General features: G+C 41.8%; 13 protein-coding genes and 1 pseudogene. 5 read left to right on the top strand and 9 right to left on the bottom strand.

Annotated features, from left to right (window positions below):
* From putP to ACNPNW_RS11525, 5 genes are all read right to left on the bottom strand, one after another.
* On the bottom strand, positions 1 to 1,390 hold a 1,390-nt coding region (gene putP / locus ACNPNW_RS11505; RefSeq protein ID WP_448766981.1), incomplete at its 3' end, for a sodium/proline symporter PutP.
* Positions 1,391 to 1,603: 213 nt separating this feature from the next.
* On the bottom strand, positions 1,604 to 2,458 hold the full coding sequence (locus ACNPNW_RS11510; protein WP_004279377.1) for an SPFH domain-containing protein: 855 nt from the start codon (positions 2,456 to 2,458) through the stop codon (positions 1,604 to 1,606).
* A 12-nt stretch (positions 2,459 to 2,470) separates the two neighbouring features.
* Positions 2,471 to 2,944, bottom strand: a complete 474-nt coding sequence (locus tag ACNPNW_RS11515) for an NfeD family protein (RefSeq protein ID WP_005247004.1) — start codon at positions 2,942 to 2,944, stop codon at positions 2,471 to 2,473.
* 102 nt (positions 2,945 to 3,046) lie between these two features.
* Positions 3,047 to 3,964 carry a patatin-like phospholipase family protein gene (locus ACNPNW_RS11520; RefSeq protein WP_420938054.1) on the bottom strand — a complete coding sequence of 306 codons (918 nt, stop codon included), beginning with the start codon at positions 3,962 to 3,964 and terminating at the stop codon, positions 3,047 to 3,049.
* 63 nt (positions 3,965 to 4,027) lie between these two features.
* Entirely contained in the window at positions 4,028 to 4,657 is a 630-nt protein-coding gene (locus ACNPNW_RS11525) for a 1-acyl-sn-glycerol-3-phosphate acyltransferase (protein ID WP_278357181.1), read from the bottom strand.
* A 137-nt stretch (positions 4,658 to 4,794) separates the two neighbouring features.
* On the opposite strand from ACNPNW_RS11525, the gene ACNPNW_RS11530 reads away from it, so the two are divergent.
* The 3 genes and pseudogenes from ACNPNW_RS11530 (at position 4,795) to ACNPNW_RS11540 (ending at position 8,151) form a co-directional block, all read left to right on the top strand.
* Positions 4,795 to 6,033 (top strand): MFS transporter, encoded by a 1,239-nt coding sequence (locus tag ACNPNW_RS11530; RefSeq protein WP_420938055.1) that lies wholly within the window; start codon positions 4,795 to 4,797, stop codon positions 6,031 to 6,033.
* Positions 6,034 to 6,169: 136 nt separating this feature from the next.
* A pseudogene (locus ACNPNW_RS11535) lies at positions 6,170 to 7,302 on the top strand (porin).
* Between the two features lie 147 nt (positions 7,303 to 7,449).
* On the top strand, positions 7,450 to 8,151 hold the full coding sequence (locus tag ACNPNW_RS11540; protein ID WP_420938057.1) for an HAD family hydrolase: 702 nt from the start codon (positions 7,450 to 7,452) through the stop codon (positions 8,149 to 8,151).
* Here the strand turns inward: ACNPNW_RS11540 and ACNPNW_RS11545 are convergent.
* A complete protein-coding gene (locus tag ACNPNW_RS11545) occupies positions 8,148 to 8,825 on the bottom strand; it encodes a DUF421 domain-containing protein (RefSeq protein WP_420938058.1) in 678 nt (225 codons plus the stop codon). The genes ACNPNW_RS11540 and ACNPNW_RS11545 overlap by 4 nt on opposite strands.
* A gap of 483 nt (positions 8,826 to 9,308) precedes the next feature.
* On the opposite strand from ACNPNW_RS11545, the gene ACNPNW_RS11550 reads away from it, so the two are divergent.
* Together ACNPNW_RS11550 and ACNPNW_RS11555 are read left to right on the top strand one after the other, a co-directional pair.
* On the top strand, positions 9,309 to 9,995 hold the full coding sequence (locus ACNPNW_RS11550) for a carbonic anhydrase (protein ID WP_114541195.1): 687 nt from the start codon (positions 9,309 to 9,311) through the stop codon (positions 9,993 to 9,995).
* Between the two features lie 143 nt (positions 9,996 to 10,138).
* The gene (locus ACNPNW_RS11555; RefSeq protein ID WP_420938059.1) at positions 10,139 to 11,182 is read left to right on the top strand and encodes a molecular chaperone DnaJ; all 1,044 of its coding nucleotides are present in this window, start codon (positions 10,139 to 10,141) and stop codon (positions 11,180 to 11,182) included.
* 56 nt (positions 11,183 to 11,238) lie between these two features.
* Here the strand turns inward: ACNPNW_RS11555 and ACNPNW_RS11560 are convergent, their stop codons facing one another.
* The 3 genes from ACNPNW_RS11560 to ACNPNW_RS11570 form a co-directional block, all read right to left on the bottom strand.
* Positions 11,239 to 11,904, bottom strand: coding sequence for a hypothetical protein (locus ACNPNW_RS11560; RefSeq protein WP_448766982.1), 666 nt, complete (start codon positions 11,902 to 11,904; stop codon positions 11,239 to 11,241).
* Between the two features lie 9 nt (positions 11,905 to 11,913).
* Complete coding sequence (locus ACNPNW_RS11565; RefSeq protein WP_420938208.1) at positions 11,914 to 13,524, bottom strand: KAP family P-loop NTPase fold protein; 1,611 nt, start codon at positions 13,522 to 13,524, stop codon at positions 11,914 to 11,916.
* A gap of 108 nt (positions 13,525 to 13,632) precedes the next feature.
* Entirely contained in the window at positions 13,633 to 16,527 is a 2,895-nt protein-coding gene (locus ACNPNW_RS11570; RefSeq protein ID WP_420938207.1) for a valine--tRNA ligase, read from the bottom strand.
* Positions 16,528 to 16,550: the final 23 nt, after the last annotated feature.

A 16,550-nucleotide genomic window follows, 5' to 3' on the forward strand; every position in this document is an offset into this window, starting at 1 on the left:
TTGAACAGATAAAACCAGGAACGATTTCATACAGGCCAGTGTCAGCAAACAGGTTCTTCCAGAAAATAACCACGACTGCACCCACAATCATACCTGCCAAAGCGCCATTCAAGGTCATGCGTTTCCAGAACAGTGACAGGATAATTAAGGGACCAAAGGCGGCACCAAAACCTGCCCAGGCATAGGCCACTAGACCCAGAACTTTAGATTCAGGATTACCCGCCATCCAGATCGCCAGCAAGGCAATCAGTAGCACCATCAAACGGCCAACCCAGACCAGTTCTTTTTGTGAGGCATTTTTACGCAGGAAAGATTTATAGAAGTCTTCCGTTAGAGTACTTGAGCAGACCAATAGCTGACAGCTTAAAGTACTCATTACTGCGGCAAGAATGGCAGCAAGCACCACACCGGCAATCCATGGATTAAACAGGATTTTGGTCAGTTCCATAAATACCGTTTCAGGATTGGCATTCACTGCAGCGGCCAGTTCCGGATGCTGCTGGAAATAGGCGATCCCGAAGAAGCCGGCTGCCACCGCACCACCCAGACATAGAATCATCCAGGTCATGCCAATACGGCGTGCATTTGGAATGGATTTGACTGAATCTGCAGCCATGAAGCGCACCAGAATATGCGGCTGGCCAAAGTAACCCAGACCCCAGGCAAGCAGAGAAATAATCGCAACAAAGCTCAGATCACCCAGAATATTCATTGCTTGAGGACGAGCAGCTTCCAGTGCCAAAGTCACCTGCGACATATCCGAGAACGCCATCAACGTCACGATTGGCGTCAGCAACAGGGCAAAGATCATCAGACCGGCTTGAATGGTATCGGTCCAGCTCACAGCCAGGAAGCCACCAATAAACACATAGCTGATGGTGGCAATGGCACTGATCCAGAGTGCGGTGCTATAAGACATGTCGAACATGCTTTCAAACAGGCGTGCACCTGCGACCATGCCGGAAGCACAGTAAATCGCAAAGAAAATCAGAATCACGAAAGCCGAAACAATACGCAGGATTTTCTTCTGGTCGTTAAAACGATTCGAGAAATAATCCGGCAGGGTCAGGGCATTGTGCTGGACTTCGGTATGCACCCTCAGACGGCCAGCAACCAGCAGCCAGTTGAGCCAGGCACCAATAATCAGGCCGATGGCAATCCACATTTCAGACAGACCGGAAAGATAAATCGCACCCGGTAGCCCCATCAGCAGCCAGCCACTCATGTCGGAAGCCCCTGCAGAAAGTGCAGTTACGAAACTCCCTAAACGTCGGCCCCCTAGGATGTAATCGGAAAAGTTGCTTGTCGCGCGATAAGCCATCAGGCCGATCACCACCATTGCGACAATATAGAAAAGAAAAGTAATTAAGGTTGGATTTAGGGAGCTCATACGGTATCCATTTTTAAGTTGGACAGTAGATCGAAACAAGGAATAAGACAGCTGCGAAAAGCTTTAATCCGAAAGCCAGGCAACATCAAATCCAGTAGATTTTAAAAATAAACGCGAAATTTAACCATAAATTCACATTTTTTGCTGAGATTTTCTTGCACGAATAAAAATAGGCAACCCTCGGGCTGCCTATGTATAAAGTCAAAAGATAAATTAGTTAGGACGGCCCATGACACCACGGATCGTATTTAATACATCGGCTGGAAGTACTACTGTCTTGGCATTTGGCGATTTGGCCATATCCTGCATGGCTTTAATATACTGTTCACCGAGTAAATAGGCGACCGGAATTTCATTATCACCAATGGCAGAAGTCACCATGTCAATTGCACGTTGTGAAGACTCAGCCAGCACCACTTGTGCTTCAGCATCACGGCGTGAGGCTTCCAGACGGCCATCCGCTTCCAGAATCGCGGCCTGTTTTTCACCATCAGCTTTGGTGACGGTTGCACGACGCTGACGTTCAGCAGCGGCCTGTTCTTCCATCGCTGTTTGCATAGTGATTGAAGGTTTAATATCCTGAATTTCTACAGTTTTTAAGGTAATACCCCAGTCCGAGATATCATCGGAAATACTGGATTTCAAGCGTGCCTTAATATGATCACGCGAAGATAAAGCATCATCCAGATCCATTTCCCCGACAATCGAACGCAGTGAGGTTTGCACAAGGTTCTGAATCGCCCAGGAATAGTTTTCAATCCCGTACACGGCTTTTTCTGGTGTGGTCAGATTAATATAAGCCACGGCATTCATCAGCAGGACCGCATTATCACGGGTAATCACTTCCTGTGAGGGAATATCCAAAACGATATCTTTAGTTGTGACTTTATAGGCGACTTCATCGACATAAGGAATGACAAAATTCAGGCCCGGATTTAGGGTGGTGTGGTATTTACCCAGACGCTGTACAATCCATTTGTAACCTTGTGGCACAATCCGCACACCTTTAAAAATGGTAATCGCAACAAAGGCCAGAAACGCGATAACAATGATAGAACCACCAGACATAGCTTATTCACCTTATTGATTTTGATAATTCGTGCTGTGAGGTTGTACGACCAGGTCATTACCCAGAATATCCACGACGCGAACGCGGTCTCCGACCTGAACTGGGTCCAGAGTTCGGCATTCCCATTCATCCGAACCTAAAACTGGCATCGGAAAGCGCACCCGGATTTGCCCATGATCCAGATTAGTCTGAATCACCATGCCCACCTGACCAATGGTCGCTTCACGCGATAGACCGGCTTTGGTCTTATCAATGGAAAGTGGCTTGATAAACTTAAACCAGAGCAGCGTACACAGAATAGAAAGTACGATCCAGGTCAGGAGCTGGGTCGTCAGTCCCATCATCGGGAACATCCAGTACAGGACGCCAACCATGATGGCACCGATCCCGAACCACAGGGCAGCAAATGCGGGCAGTAGTAATTCCGATAGAATCAGAAGGATGCCTAATACAAACCAGTGCCAAGGTTCAAGAACTAATTCCATATCGTGACCTATATCGCTAAGTATTTAATTAATCATCATCTTTATATGATTGATCTTCAATGTAGCAGATGCGGCCGCAGATGAATATAAAAAATTCATGCATCAAAATTTTGCCGGACGTGGCGGTTTAAATGCCGCGGGAGACTGCTTGAAGTTGCTAATGGCTTTTTCAATAGTACGGATTTTCAGCTGAGCAGCCTTTTCACCTTCCAGAATGGTGGCATTGCTGGCTTTCAGGTCTAAAGTACCAATATGGCCGACTTTGGGCTGGATCACCACATTGGCCTGACTCAGTTCCTCATGAATGCTTTGCTGTCCCATAATGTTCAGGGTCTGATCCAGTACACCCCACATGTTCAGGGCTTTATTGCCATCTGGGCGTGCAGAAATATCCACAGCAATCACAATATCTGCCCCCATATCTTTGGCGGTCTTGACCGGAATCGGACTGACCAGACCGCCATCGACATATTTGGTGCCGCCAATCACGGCAGGCACAAACACATTCGGAATACTGCAGGACGCTCGGACCGCCTGTCCGGCATTGCCTTTAATAAAGTCAGCTTTACGGCCATTGTCTAGGCGAGTGGCAACTGCAGCAAAACGAATCGGGAATTGCTCAATCGGTTTGTTCGCTACATTCTTGTTGACGAAATCCTGTAGTTTTTGTCCGGCAATAATCCCTTGTCGATTTAAAGTTAGGTCACGGATATCCGACTCTTTAAAATTCAGGGCAATCTGCTGTAACTGATAAGGCGATTTGCCACTGGCATACAGGCTACCGACAAAACTGCCGGCACTGGTACCGGTGACGATTTTCGGTTTGATGCCGTGTGATTCGAGCACTTTAATGACGCCAATATGGGCAAAACCTTTGGCACCGCCGCCACCGAGGGCAATGGCGACGACAGGTTCACGGGCTTTTAATGGCGTGGCAGGCGTAGGTGTTTTAGTGGCTTTGTCACAGGCTGCAAGACTGAAACCAAGGCAGCCAATTAAGGCATAACGGGCTAATTTCATTATAAAAACTGGTGATTAAATCAACAAAATTCAGGCTATCACATCAAAAAAAGCCGTATTTGCCTAGTCTTTTTTCAAAAGCTTTTGTAACGGCTTGGCCACCCAGTCCGGATTTTTGGCCGAGAATTTACCTTGATAATGCTGATAAATCTGTTCCAGATCGTATTCATAATCACCGGTCAGATGGTAGACGCCCAGGATATGAATGGTCTTGATATCATAATCAAAGGAAAACATCACAATCGGCAAATGGGCCGCCTTGGCAATATGATAAAAACCGCTTCGAATTTTTTCTGGTGCCTTACGTGAACCTTCCGGTGCCATACCGACCCAGATCTGCTGCGATTTTTCAATGATGTCTACAATCTGTCGGGTATGTTCTTGTGGACTATCTCGGACGACAGGAACCACACCAATCCATTCCAGAACCGGTTTGAGTGGAGTGTGAAACAGGCTGTCTTTACCGAAAATTGTAATCTGAATACCGAGACCAAGCAGGGCATTAAAACCCAGCCATGCATCAATATTGGAAGTGTGCGGGGAAATAATCGCCACAGCTTTAGGTAAGTCTGGAAATTCGCCTTCCAGACGCCAGCCCTGTGCCAAAAAAAGCTGCCTAAAAAAAGTCCGGCTCAGTTTGCTGCCACGAGCCGGGACATGCGGCGGGAGTTGGGGGAAACGTATTTGGGCCATTAGTTTTGTCTCTTCCTGAAACTAATTTTTCTTTATTTTTTATTATATTAGACTGTTGTAAAATCCGGATCATTGGCAAAATGTATAGCATCTTAAATGCTGGTGATGCATTTTCACCTTAAGGACTTGGCCTGCATATGCGGAATACCTATATTTTACTGTTTTCCCTATATTGGGCACAGGGGCTTCCGGTCGGATTTATGACGCATGCCTTACCGGTGATTCTGCGGGCTGAAGGGGTATCGCTGGCGCATATCGGTGGTTTTGGCCTGTTAATGCTGCCTTGGTCGATTAAAATATTCTGGGCACCTTGGGTTGATCGTTATGGGAAGAAATCCCAAGGTCATTACCGTAGCTGGATTATTCCCTTGCAATGGCTGTCAGTTGCTGTATTGATTGGGCTCTCATTTCTACCGATTCAGGCCTTGAATCAGCCGCTGTATTTAGCGCTGTTTTTTATCACGCTTTTACTGATGAATGGCATTGGCGCGACGCAGGATATTGCCACCGATGCACTGGCAGTCAATATTCTGAAAAATGAACAGCAACACTGGGGCAATACCTTTCAGGTTATCGGTTCGCGTCTGGGATTCATTGTCGGAGGCGGGGCCATATTATGGTTGTTAGATCTGCTGCAATGGCAAGCCACCTTTCTATTATTGGCGGCTTTGGTCTTTCTTAATACTTTACCCATTTTACTTTTTAGAGAACCTCAGCATTCAATAATTATCACGCCATCTAATAAAGGACCTGTGCTCAGTAATATTAAAACCTATTTTCAATACTTCTGGTCAAATATAACCTTGGCGAGGTGGCTTCTGGTTTTACTGACCTTTAAAATCGCCGATGGTTTATCCGGGCCTTTATTAAAACCTTTAATGGTAGATCTCGGACTGAGCTTTAGCCAGATTGGCCTTTATGTCACCATGCTGGGAGCCTTGGCTTCCTTGATTGGAGCAGGACTGGCGGGCTGGTGTCTGAAGTACTGGTCTCGCAGCTCGAGTTTGATCGTTTTCTCAATTTTAAAAATATTAAGTTTAATGGCTTATGCCTGGCTGGCTGCGCAGTATGATGCTCAAAACAAAGTACAAAACTGGATGATATATCTGATCAATGCGGCCGAAGACATGATTTCTGCCATGCTCTTGGTGGTCATGTTGACCTTGGTCATGCAATACAGTCGCAAGCATCTGGCAGGGACAGATTTCACCTTCCAGGTGGCGCTGATGGCCACGGTGAGTGGGGGACTTTATAGCCTGAGTGGCATTTTGGGAGATACTTTAGGCTATCAAAATTATCTGAATCTGATCGTGATCGTAGCAATTATGTGTTTAATTCCAATTTTCCGATGGATGAAAGTTGCAAAAAAAGTATAAAATTTCTAAATAATCAACTATTTGGTTAAATGTTAGCCTAAAGTACTAAATAGAATATATAAATATTAATTTAATAATTTTGTAATATAAGCGCCGTGTGTATTATTTGTTACAAAATAAATTAAGGATATTTTTGATGAAAACTAAGTTAGCAACAGCAATTGCATTCAGCCTTTTGGCGGGGACAACTTTTGCAGCACCAACTTTCTATGGTGAGATTGATGCGTCAGTAGATTACTTACCTGAAGATAATGCCAATGGTAATCGTGATGTTGTGGAAGTAAACAGCAACAATTCATTTCTTGGTTTAAAAGGCGATGAAAAACTGACTGACCGTTTAAGCGCACTTTATCAAGCTGAATTCACTTTCTATACAGATGATGGTGAAAATGTATCTGCGACGGATGATGACGCATTTGTTCCAAGAAATATTTTTGTAGGTATTAAAGATGCAAAACTTGGTACATTAAAAGTGGGTAAAATTGATACTCCTGTAAAACAGCTATCTTCAGTAGTAGATACTTTTAACAACTATATTGATAATAAAGCAGATATGGCAGGTATTTTTACCGGTGAAAATCGTGTTGATAATGTAGTTGTTTATGAGTCACCAGCGTTCGCAGTTGCAGGTGGTAAGTTAAATGCTAATTTATTGCTAGCAACAGGTGAAGCAGATGGTATTGATAAGTCAAAAGGTGGTGTGAAAGTTGCGGGCCGTGGTTTAGGCGATGCTTTCTCTACTTCTCTTATTTATGATAATAAAAAAGTAGTGGCCGGTCTTGGTTATGATAAAGCGATTCCATCTAACTTCGCAGGTCGTGGCTTCGTAAATGCTTCTACTCCAGAAGTAACAGGTGGAGTAGCAGGTAGTGCGTTTGCTGCTGCAAATACGATTCGTGCGATTGGTCGTGTAAATTTGGATAGTGGTTTAGCACTTAAAGCATTATACCAAACATCAGAAGTTGAAGATGTTGCAGGTAATGACGCTGCAGCAGCATTTATTGATGATCAACAAGCTTGGTTAATTGGAGCTGAATACAATCTGCCAACAGCAAAAGCATGGACAGTAAAAGGTCAATATAGTCAAAGTACAACCGAATTTACTACTGCCAAAGCTGATTATGAAGCTCAACAAATTCTAGTTGGTGCAGACTATGCATTCAGCAAGCAGGTGAAAGCATATATTATGCGGGCTACCTAATGTTAGAACAAGGTTCAAATGAAACGGATCAGCCAGTTGTAGGTACAGGTGTTGAATACAAATTCTAATTTAGATTTTGTACTCTAAGAAAAGGCGATGCTTTGGCATCGCTTTTTTTATGCTTAAAACAACAAAACTTAGCAATTTTATGTCTGATCTAACAAGTTTCGGACTGTTAACATGATTGAAAGTTTCAGCATTTCGTTTTAAAAATTATGCCTATTCAAGCTGTTTTATTTGACCTCGACAATACCTTGACCCATCGTGATCTGACTGCACAGGCTTATAGCCGTTATCTGGCAGAATACTATGCGCCAGCATTGAAACAGGTCGATTCAGATAAAATTATCGAGATTGTAAGACGCATCGATAATGGCGGTTATCCTAAAAAGGAACTGCTGACGCATGGTAGTATCGGGGCTTCGGCTGCTTATGCGTTGTTGCAGGAACTGTCTTGGTTAAATCCCCCAACCATAGATGAACTGGCCCAATTCTGGTTTAGCCAGTTTGGCCGTTTCGCCGTAGAAATGCCGGCAGCAGAGCAAGTATTAACGCAGCTGAAAGATGAGGGTTATCAGCTGGCCATTGTTTCCAATGGCGGACATGACACCCGTTTAAATACGATTCGGGGTTTGGGTATTGAAACTTATTTTGATGAGATCATCAGTTCGGGACTAGTAGGTTTTAACAAGCCGCAGCCGGAAATATTCCAGATCACTGCAGAGCGTCTAAGCGTGCAGCCTACACAGTGCCTGTATATTGGCGACCATCCAATTAATGATGTACAGGGAGCTACAGAGGCCGGAATGCATGCATTATGGATGCAAGGCTTTCATGCAGATGCTGAACATATCCAATATAAAATTCAGCAACTGCCGGAAATTTTTGCCCATTTGCAGTTATTAAATCGTGCTTAAGTAATTCTTAAACAGTCAATCGTTTCGGCCCATTGCGAAGAATCACAGCGCGGACATTGCTGGTTGGCATGTGAAAGGGTTTGTACCTGTCCACAGTAAATGCAAGCATATAATTGCCCGGCCTTGACCTGTTGGACTATAGAGCAGGTTTTAGGAAAAAGTGGCAGCCCAGGCCGGACCTCATCCGATTTGAAAAACAGGATACTGAACTTACCGTCAGTTTCCAGTAAACCGGTGCGTACCTGACCCAGATGTTCTACGCCTTGCTGGCGCATTTCGGCAAAGAATTCATCATGTGACATTTTACCTTTTTTAATCTCTTCAACGACCAGCACGCCATCTTCTACGATATAAATCGGTTTACCTTCCAGCAGGTCTTCGAACCACTGATATTTCATCATAAGCCAAGTGGTCAGACGGTACATGATAATAATCACCGACATCACCAGAACTGCCTGAATCAGGGGAATATCTTCGGTAAACATCGGGTCACCAGCAATCGAACCCAAGCTCAAAATGATAGCGACTTCGAAGATGGAAAGCTGACGTACCCCGCGTTTTCCAGTCAGGCGAAGAAACAGGATAATCATGGTGTACATCAGGGCACAACGCAGCAAAATTTCTGCAGTAAACTCCCAGGTGGTGTCATGTATAAATATCGTGGCCCAGTCCATTTAAATTCTTTATCCTCATTTTGCTCTTTGGCTCGAGTCTAGCAATATCGGTATTTTATTTGCTGCTGTGTTTATGTAAGTTTATGAATAAAGATAGATTCTATTTAAAAAAGAAGCTTGAGCTTAAAAATACAGCTATTTAATTTATTCAGAATAAGATAGAGATTTCATGTAAATAATGCATAAAAAATCAGCAGATTAAATTTGAAGGAGATCACATTCTTTGCTGTCTATTTTTAAATCTATAAATTTTTTATCCATTTGAAATTTATCAATATAAGTTACGAATAACTTATTTTGAATATCTAGTAGTATTTAGAAATTTGTAAGCAAATCACCTCATTTCTATAAACATCTGTAGTTTGTGGCCTGAAAAATAGAGTGATTACACCAGGTTAATAAACTGTTTTTAAATTAGAAATTGTGATTTTGACTTCCAACAAGGGATGTATTGTGAAAAAAATATTCACGCTTTTAACGGTTATGGGTTTAAGTACAGCGGTCTGGGCAGATGCGGATTGGGATTATACTCAGCCTGAGCAATGGTCGACTTTGAGCCAGAAATATTCGGCCTGTAATGGTCTGAACCAGTCACCAATTAATATTGAGCGAACAGTGAAAGCAGAACTGGAACCGCTCAAGTTCAGCTATAACACCATGATTCATGCGATCGAAAATAAAGGTCATACCGTTCAGGTGGATTTTGCGCAAGGTGGTGAATTGCAGCTAGATGGCGATACCTTTGTACTGAAGCAGTTTCATTTGCACAGCCCGAGTGAAAACCTGATCAAGGGTAAAAGCTATCCACTGGAAATCCACTTTGTCCATGCCAATGCCAAAGGTGAGCTGGCTGTGGTGGGGATGATGTTCGAGCAGGGTGCAGAAAGCCAGATGCTCAAACGCATGTGGAATCGCCTACCAAAAAAACAGGGTGAAAAAGTGGTTTTGAAAACGCCACAAGCGGTGAACCAGATGTTGCCTAAGAATCTGGATTATTATCGCTTTAGCGGCTCGCTGACCACACCTCCATGTTCGGAAGGAGTACGCTGGCTGATCCTGAAAGATATTCAGCAGGCTTCTGCCAAGCAGATTTCGGAATTTGCCAAACTGATGGGACACCCAAATAACCGTCCGGTGCAGTCATTGAATGGCCGTGTAGTGCTGGAATAATCAATATGAGAGCGAAAAAGCAGACTTTGATCTGCTTTTTTTAATTCTGATACAAATTTCGAAAGGGCACACTGAAAAGGACTTTGTGACGAAAGCTGAAAGATTTAAGATAGATATTATTTCTTCTTTGACCTTCTCCTGCCATGCTCTTTGACTTAAAAACCATGATTCAGCCATTCACAGCGCTTTCGCCACAGCAGAAGAAGCTGGATCATCTGATTGATAAAATCGAGCAACAGAAACAGGAATTACAACAATGGCAACAGGCTGAAGAAGAGCTGCAGCAATATACCCATAAAACCTTCATGCCGGTCTATCATGAATTGCATGGTGTACTGTTCAAGCAGCTGGAACAGCTCTGGAAGCACCTGCAGGAAACCACATTTTCCAAGGCAGAACTGGTGGTGCTGGATGAAAAGATTCAGTACCTTGCAAATTATCTAAAAGACTCTCAGGCGATGTCGGTGCAAAAAAACCATAAAGTGAATGAAATTTTCACTTACTATCAGCAACGTGCCGAACACACCCAATTCAGAAAAAGCCAAAAGAAAATAAATGAACTGGAAACATTCTTTAAAAATGAGAATCTCTCAGATCTTGCAGATGCAGAAGTATTTGAAGAATGGGAATCAGATCATTTTCAGCAGGCACGTGAGCAAGCCAGATTAAAACGCCAGCAGGAAAAACAGGAACAGGCAACAGCAATGGCAGAGCAGTCATTGAAAACCGTTTATTTAAAAATTGCTGCCATCATTCACCCTGACCGTGAAGTGAATGATGTCAAAAAAATCAAGAAAACTGAATTACTGCAACGTGCCAATGAGGCGTATGCAGAGCAGGATCTGTTTACGTTACTGCAAATGCAACTGCAGATTGAACAAGATCAGGATGTTTCAAAAAAAGGTTTAAGCGCAGAGCAACTCAAGTTTTATCAACTGGCTCTGGATGCACAGAGTCAGAAATTACAAGAGCAGATCGATACATTGATTCATAGATTGGTCTGGTCATCGAAAACCAGAATTGCAGTGAAAAAGGCGAAGGGCAAGGTCCAGATTGCAGACCTGTATAAGCAGATTGATGAAGATACTTTAGCCATTAAACAGCAGATTAAAGTAGAAAAAGAACGGTTGATGTATATCAAAAAGGTAAGTGGCTTAGAGATGTTTTTAAGGCATGGAATGCTTTAAAGTTTTTCTCCCTCTCCCTTTGGGATGAAAAGCACTGCTTCGCAAGGGGGTGAGGGTTAATCATCTAAATCATCATCTTTTCCATTAGTTTTAGCTTCTATATTTTTCTTAAACATTTCTATTAATTCTTTTTCCTCTTCTGAAAGAACAGAATGATCAGCAGAGTCAATTATGTTTGATATGCGTGGAATATCTAAAAAATTTTCTACAGTATCAGCTTTAATTTTTTTTGAAACATTCGATATTGTATAAAAATCATTGGATGATCGAGTCACTTGAATCATCTTGCTGAGTATTTTTAAGACTCCATTTATATCTTGAGTTTGTTTTTCGAACCAAGTGAGTACATCAGAAGAATTCCCCCATTCTTTCCAACGATACATGAGTGAAAGGAATGATGTATTTTTTAATAGACTTTCAGGATTTGAATTAGCGAATTGATTTAATTGATTTATAAAATCATTTTTGAGTTGTTCAAAATCATATTCTTCGAATATTGTTTCATTATTCTTTTCTTTGTTTTGATGTTCTGCGGTTAGAATGTAATCAATAATTGAAAAATTAGAATTTTGATTAATGTAATTCTGTAATATTTTAGCCCGAAATTTTATATCGGGTATATCTTCTAAGGACCAAGAGCATAATCTGAATAAATAAGTTTGGGCTGAAAAACCAAAAAATTTACTAGATTCATGATTAATTTCATCACCAGCATCTAACATTGCGTAAATTTATGAATTAATATTTTCTTGAGGAACTTGTTTACTATATGCTTCAAATTTGGATAGAAAGTCTTCAAGTAAATTTCTGGCATCTAGGGCAAGAATTTTCTCTTTAAGCTGTTCTCTATTAGCAGTTAGTTGCAGGAAATTTATAAAGTCTGACGTAGAAAAATCTTCGCTATCAAAACTAAGTTTGAAATATTTATCAAAGTGGTCTTTATGGCATACTCTGAGTTGAGTAAACCATTCTTGATATGAACTATGATCATGATAATAGTTACTTATGATCCACTGAGTAGTAGGAAAGAGGGTTTTCAAAATACCTTCGACAGATTCTCTATTGTTCTCAGATGCGCTCTTGAAAATATCTTCAATTATTCGTGAATACTTTACTTTATCTGTTTGATTGTTACTTGAGACAGAACGTAAAGTGGTAAAAGCTTCTTTAGAGTTGGAGAGTTTGCTATAAACATTCGGCTCAAACACTCTTAAGCATTCAATGGCTATCAAATCTATTGGATCTGCTTCGAAAATATCATTATTTTTAAAAAGATTGAAGTTAAAGCATAGAGTCGAGTTGAATCTATAGACATTTCTTAAATTATTGAAATAGTTTTTTAAACCGTTATGATAAATTTCCACCCATCTTTTTTGATCAAATTTTTTGTCTGCATCAGTATGACTATTTATCACATCTTCTAGTAGATTAACTAGAACTTCATGGACTTGTTTTAATTGAATTTGTGGAATTGTAAAAGGTATTTGAATAATTTTTTCTAGATAGTTCTCGCCAGATTGCGTAGTATCAGTGAGCTTTTTTTCAACTATATCTTTCTGAAATAAAAGTAAAAATATTACATTAGGAAAATCAGTATTTGCTTTAATTAATTGAAAGATCATTCGCAACTCTACAGTTGTTAAGCGATCAATATCATCCATAACGATCAAAAGAGGAGTTGTCCTACTCTTCAAAGCGGTAATTAATTCCTCACGAATTTCTGCTAAGGTTTTTTCATTCAGTTTAGCCTTTTGACTAGAATTTTCTGACATTTTACCTAGTATGTCACTTCCTTTCTCAGTAACTGACATAAGGATAGGAATGAGTGATGTTAAGGTCGTAATGAGTAACACTAATTGTGTATTATCAGTAAAATAGCTACTTACTAGTCCTGTACCTAAAATTGCAGTAGTTAATAAAGGAACGAAAAGATTAGCACTTTTAAAAATCGTGTGAGCTGTAGAAAGGTGATTACCATACTTAGCAAATATATTTGCCAAATTTTGATCTTCTTTAGATGAGTCTTTCCTTCCAATAGATTTTGATATTTCATCAAAAAAAGCTTGAACAATCTTATCCTGAGCTGACCATTCCCAAGGTGAAAACTCTATAATTGTGGGTGAGTTATCTTGCTTTTTTGAATAAGACAATGCCATATTTTTAATTGATGATTTTCCTGAGCCCCAATCTCCATGCAACGCAATAACTAGACTTTCATCACCTTTCCATTGAGAAATAGCATCACTTAAGTTTTTTGCAAAATCAGCTCGACCTAATAAGTCTTGTTCTAAATTTCTAATTGGTCTATCAGCAGAAAATGCGTATTTATCTATATTTGTCATGTTGGGGTATTTATAAAGTTTTAATCAAATAATTCTATCAAATATCATTATGATTTTAAAAAAAAATCCCCTCACTAAGAGGGGATCTTTTTGAATCAAACTACAGCATTAAAGCGCTGCAATTTGCTCCATATTCGCTTTAATCGTCGCTAACTGATCCGCAAACTCAGCAAGTTTTGCTTTTTCGCCTTCAACCACAGCAGCAGGTGCTTTCGCCACAAAACCTTCATTAGCAAGTTTAGTTGCAATTTGGTCATGCTGTTTTTGAACCTTGTCTAAGTCTTTTTGTAGACGACCCAATTCCGCTTTAGGGTCAATTAAACCCTTCATTGGAACGAACACAGATACGTGACCGACTACAGAAGAAGAAGACAATGGTGGTTGTTCGCCATCCGCCAAGAAGGTGATGCTTTCAACTTTTGCCAATGCTTTAAACAACGGCTCAATACGAGAAATTTGGGCAGTTTCAGCTTCAGTGGTGTTCTGTAAAAGTACAGGCAATAAACGCGCATTGCCTAGACCCATCTCACCACGGATGTTACGTACCGCACCAATCAAACCTTGCAGCCATTGCATATCTGCTTCAGCTTGGTCATTAATCAATGCTTGGTCAGCAACCGGGTACGGCGCCAACATAATGGTTTCGCCAGTAATACCGAGTTTAGGCGCAAGCGTTTGCCAGATTTCTTCAGTCAGGTAAGGCATCAACGGATGCGCCAAACGTAAAGACGCTTCCATCACAGAAAGAAGAACACGACGTACTTCAGCTTTACGCTCTTCCGATACATTTTCATCATTCAGAACCGGTTTGGTTAACTCAACATACCAGTCACAGTATTCATTCCAGATGAACTCGTAAATCGCTTGCGCAGCCAGATCTAAACGGTAGGTTGCAAATGCTGTTTGCACCGCTTGTTCCGCTTTTTGCAGACGGCTTACGATCCATTGTTCAGGCAATTCCCAAAGGTCTTGACGTGCTTCTGAACCAATCGTTTGACCTTCGACATTCATCATCACGAAACGCGTTGCGTTCCAGATCTTGTTGGCAAAGTTACGGTAACCTTCAACACGTTTCATGTCGAACTTGATGTCACGACCAGTGTTTGCAAGCGCACAGAAGGTGAAACGAACTGCATCGGTACCGTAAGACTGAATCCCTTCAGGGAATTCTTTACGCGTTGATTTTTCAATCTTCGCTGCCTGTTTCGGGTTCATCAAACCTGTAGTACGTTTTTGTACTAATGTTTCAAGATCCACACCGTCAATCAAGTCTAATGGGTCAAGTACGTTACCCTTAGATTTAGACATTTTCTGACCTTCGCCATCACGGACCAAACCGTGTACATACACAGTCTTGAACGGCACTTGTGGCGTACCATCTTCATTCTTCATGAAGTGCATGGTCAGCATGATCATACGTGCTACCCAGAAGAAGATGATGTCAAAACCTGTCACCAGTACATCTGTTGGGTGGAATGTATTTAAGAAGTAGTTTTCTTTGTCTTTTGCTTCATCGCCAGTCCAACCTAAAGTTGAGAATGTCCAAAGACCTGAAGAGAACCATGTATCGAGTACATCTTCGTCTTGGTTCAACTCAATATCGGCAGGGATGTTGTTTTTCGCACGCACTTCAGCTTCGTCACGACCTACATATACATTGCCTTCCGCATCGTACCAAGCAGGAATACGGTGACCCCACCACAATTGACGAGAGATACACCAGTCTTGAATGTTGTTCATCCATGCCATGTACATGTTGCTGTACTGTTCAGGTACGAACTTGATGTCGCCATCTTTCACAGCTTTAATTGCAGGTTCAGCAAGTGGTGCAATCTTCACATACCATTGGTCAGTCAGTAATGGCTCAACGATCACGCCTGAACGGTCACCGCGAGGTGGTTTCAGCGTATATGGTTGGATCTGGTCTAACCAGCCTTCAGCTTCAGCCTGTTCAACTATTTTTTTACGTGCTTCAAAACGCTCTAAACCAATGTAGTCTGCAGGTGCAGGAATGGTTTTAGAAATTTGTTCGCCCGCTTTTGCGATGTATTCAAACTCAGCCAGTACTTCAGCATTTTTGTTGAAGATATTGATGATAGGCAATTCACAGCGTTTACCTACTTCATAGTCATTGAAGTCGTGAGCCGGGGTGATTTTTACACAGCCAGTACCGAATTCTTTGTCTACATATTCGTCTTTAACGATTGGAACCGCACGACCAGTGATTGGCAGGATAATATTTTTACCCACCAAATCTGCATAGCGTTCATCATCAAGCGCAACGGCAACAGCTGTATCACCCAACAATGTTTCAGGACGCGTCGTTGCCACAACGATATAATCTTTACCATCGTGCGTGCGAAGTGATTTGTCTTCAAAGAAGTATTTGAAGTGCCAGAGTGAACCTGCTTCTTCTTTATCAGACTCAACTTCTAAGTCAGAAAGGGCAGTTTGCAGTTTAGGATCCCAGTTCACCAGGCGCTTACCGCGGTAGATCAGGCCTTCTTCATGCAGTTTTACAAACACTTCTTTTACCGCGTTTGATAAACCATCATCCATGGTGAAGCGTTCACGAGACCAGTCTACAGAAGAACCCAAACGACGAATTTGACGGGTGATGTTACCGCCAGATTGTTCTTTCCATTCCCAAACTTTTTCGATGAATTTTTCACGACCTAGGTCATGACGGCTAACCCCTTGCGCACCCAACTGACGCTCTACAACCATTTGCGTTGCAATACCTGCGTGGTCAGTACCCGGTTGCCATAAGGTATTTTTACCAGACATACGGTTAAAACGGGTTAAGGCATCCATGATGGCATTGTTAAAACCATGACCCATGTGCAGGCTACCAGTGACATTTGGTGGCGGAATCATGATACAGAAAGATTCGCCTTTTTCAGACGGCTTAAAGTAGCCACGCTCTTCCCAAGTTTGGTACCATTTTTTCTCGATCTCGGTCGGATCGTAGGTTGTCGCGATATTTTGCGCTGAGTCAGTCATAGTCTAAACAGATCAAAAGTGAA

This window comes from Acinetobacter endophylla (assembly GCF_053543775.1).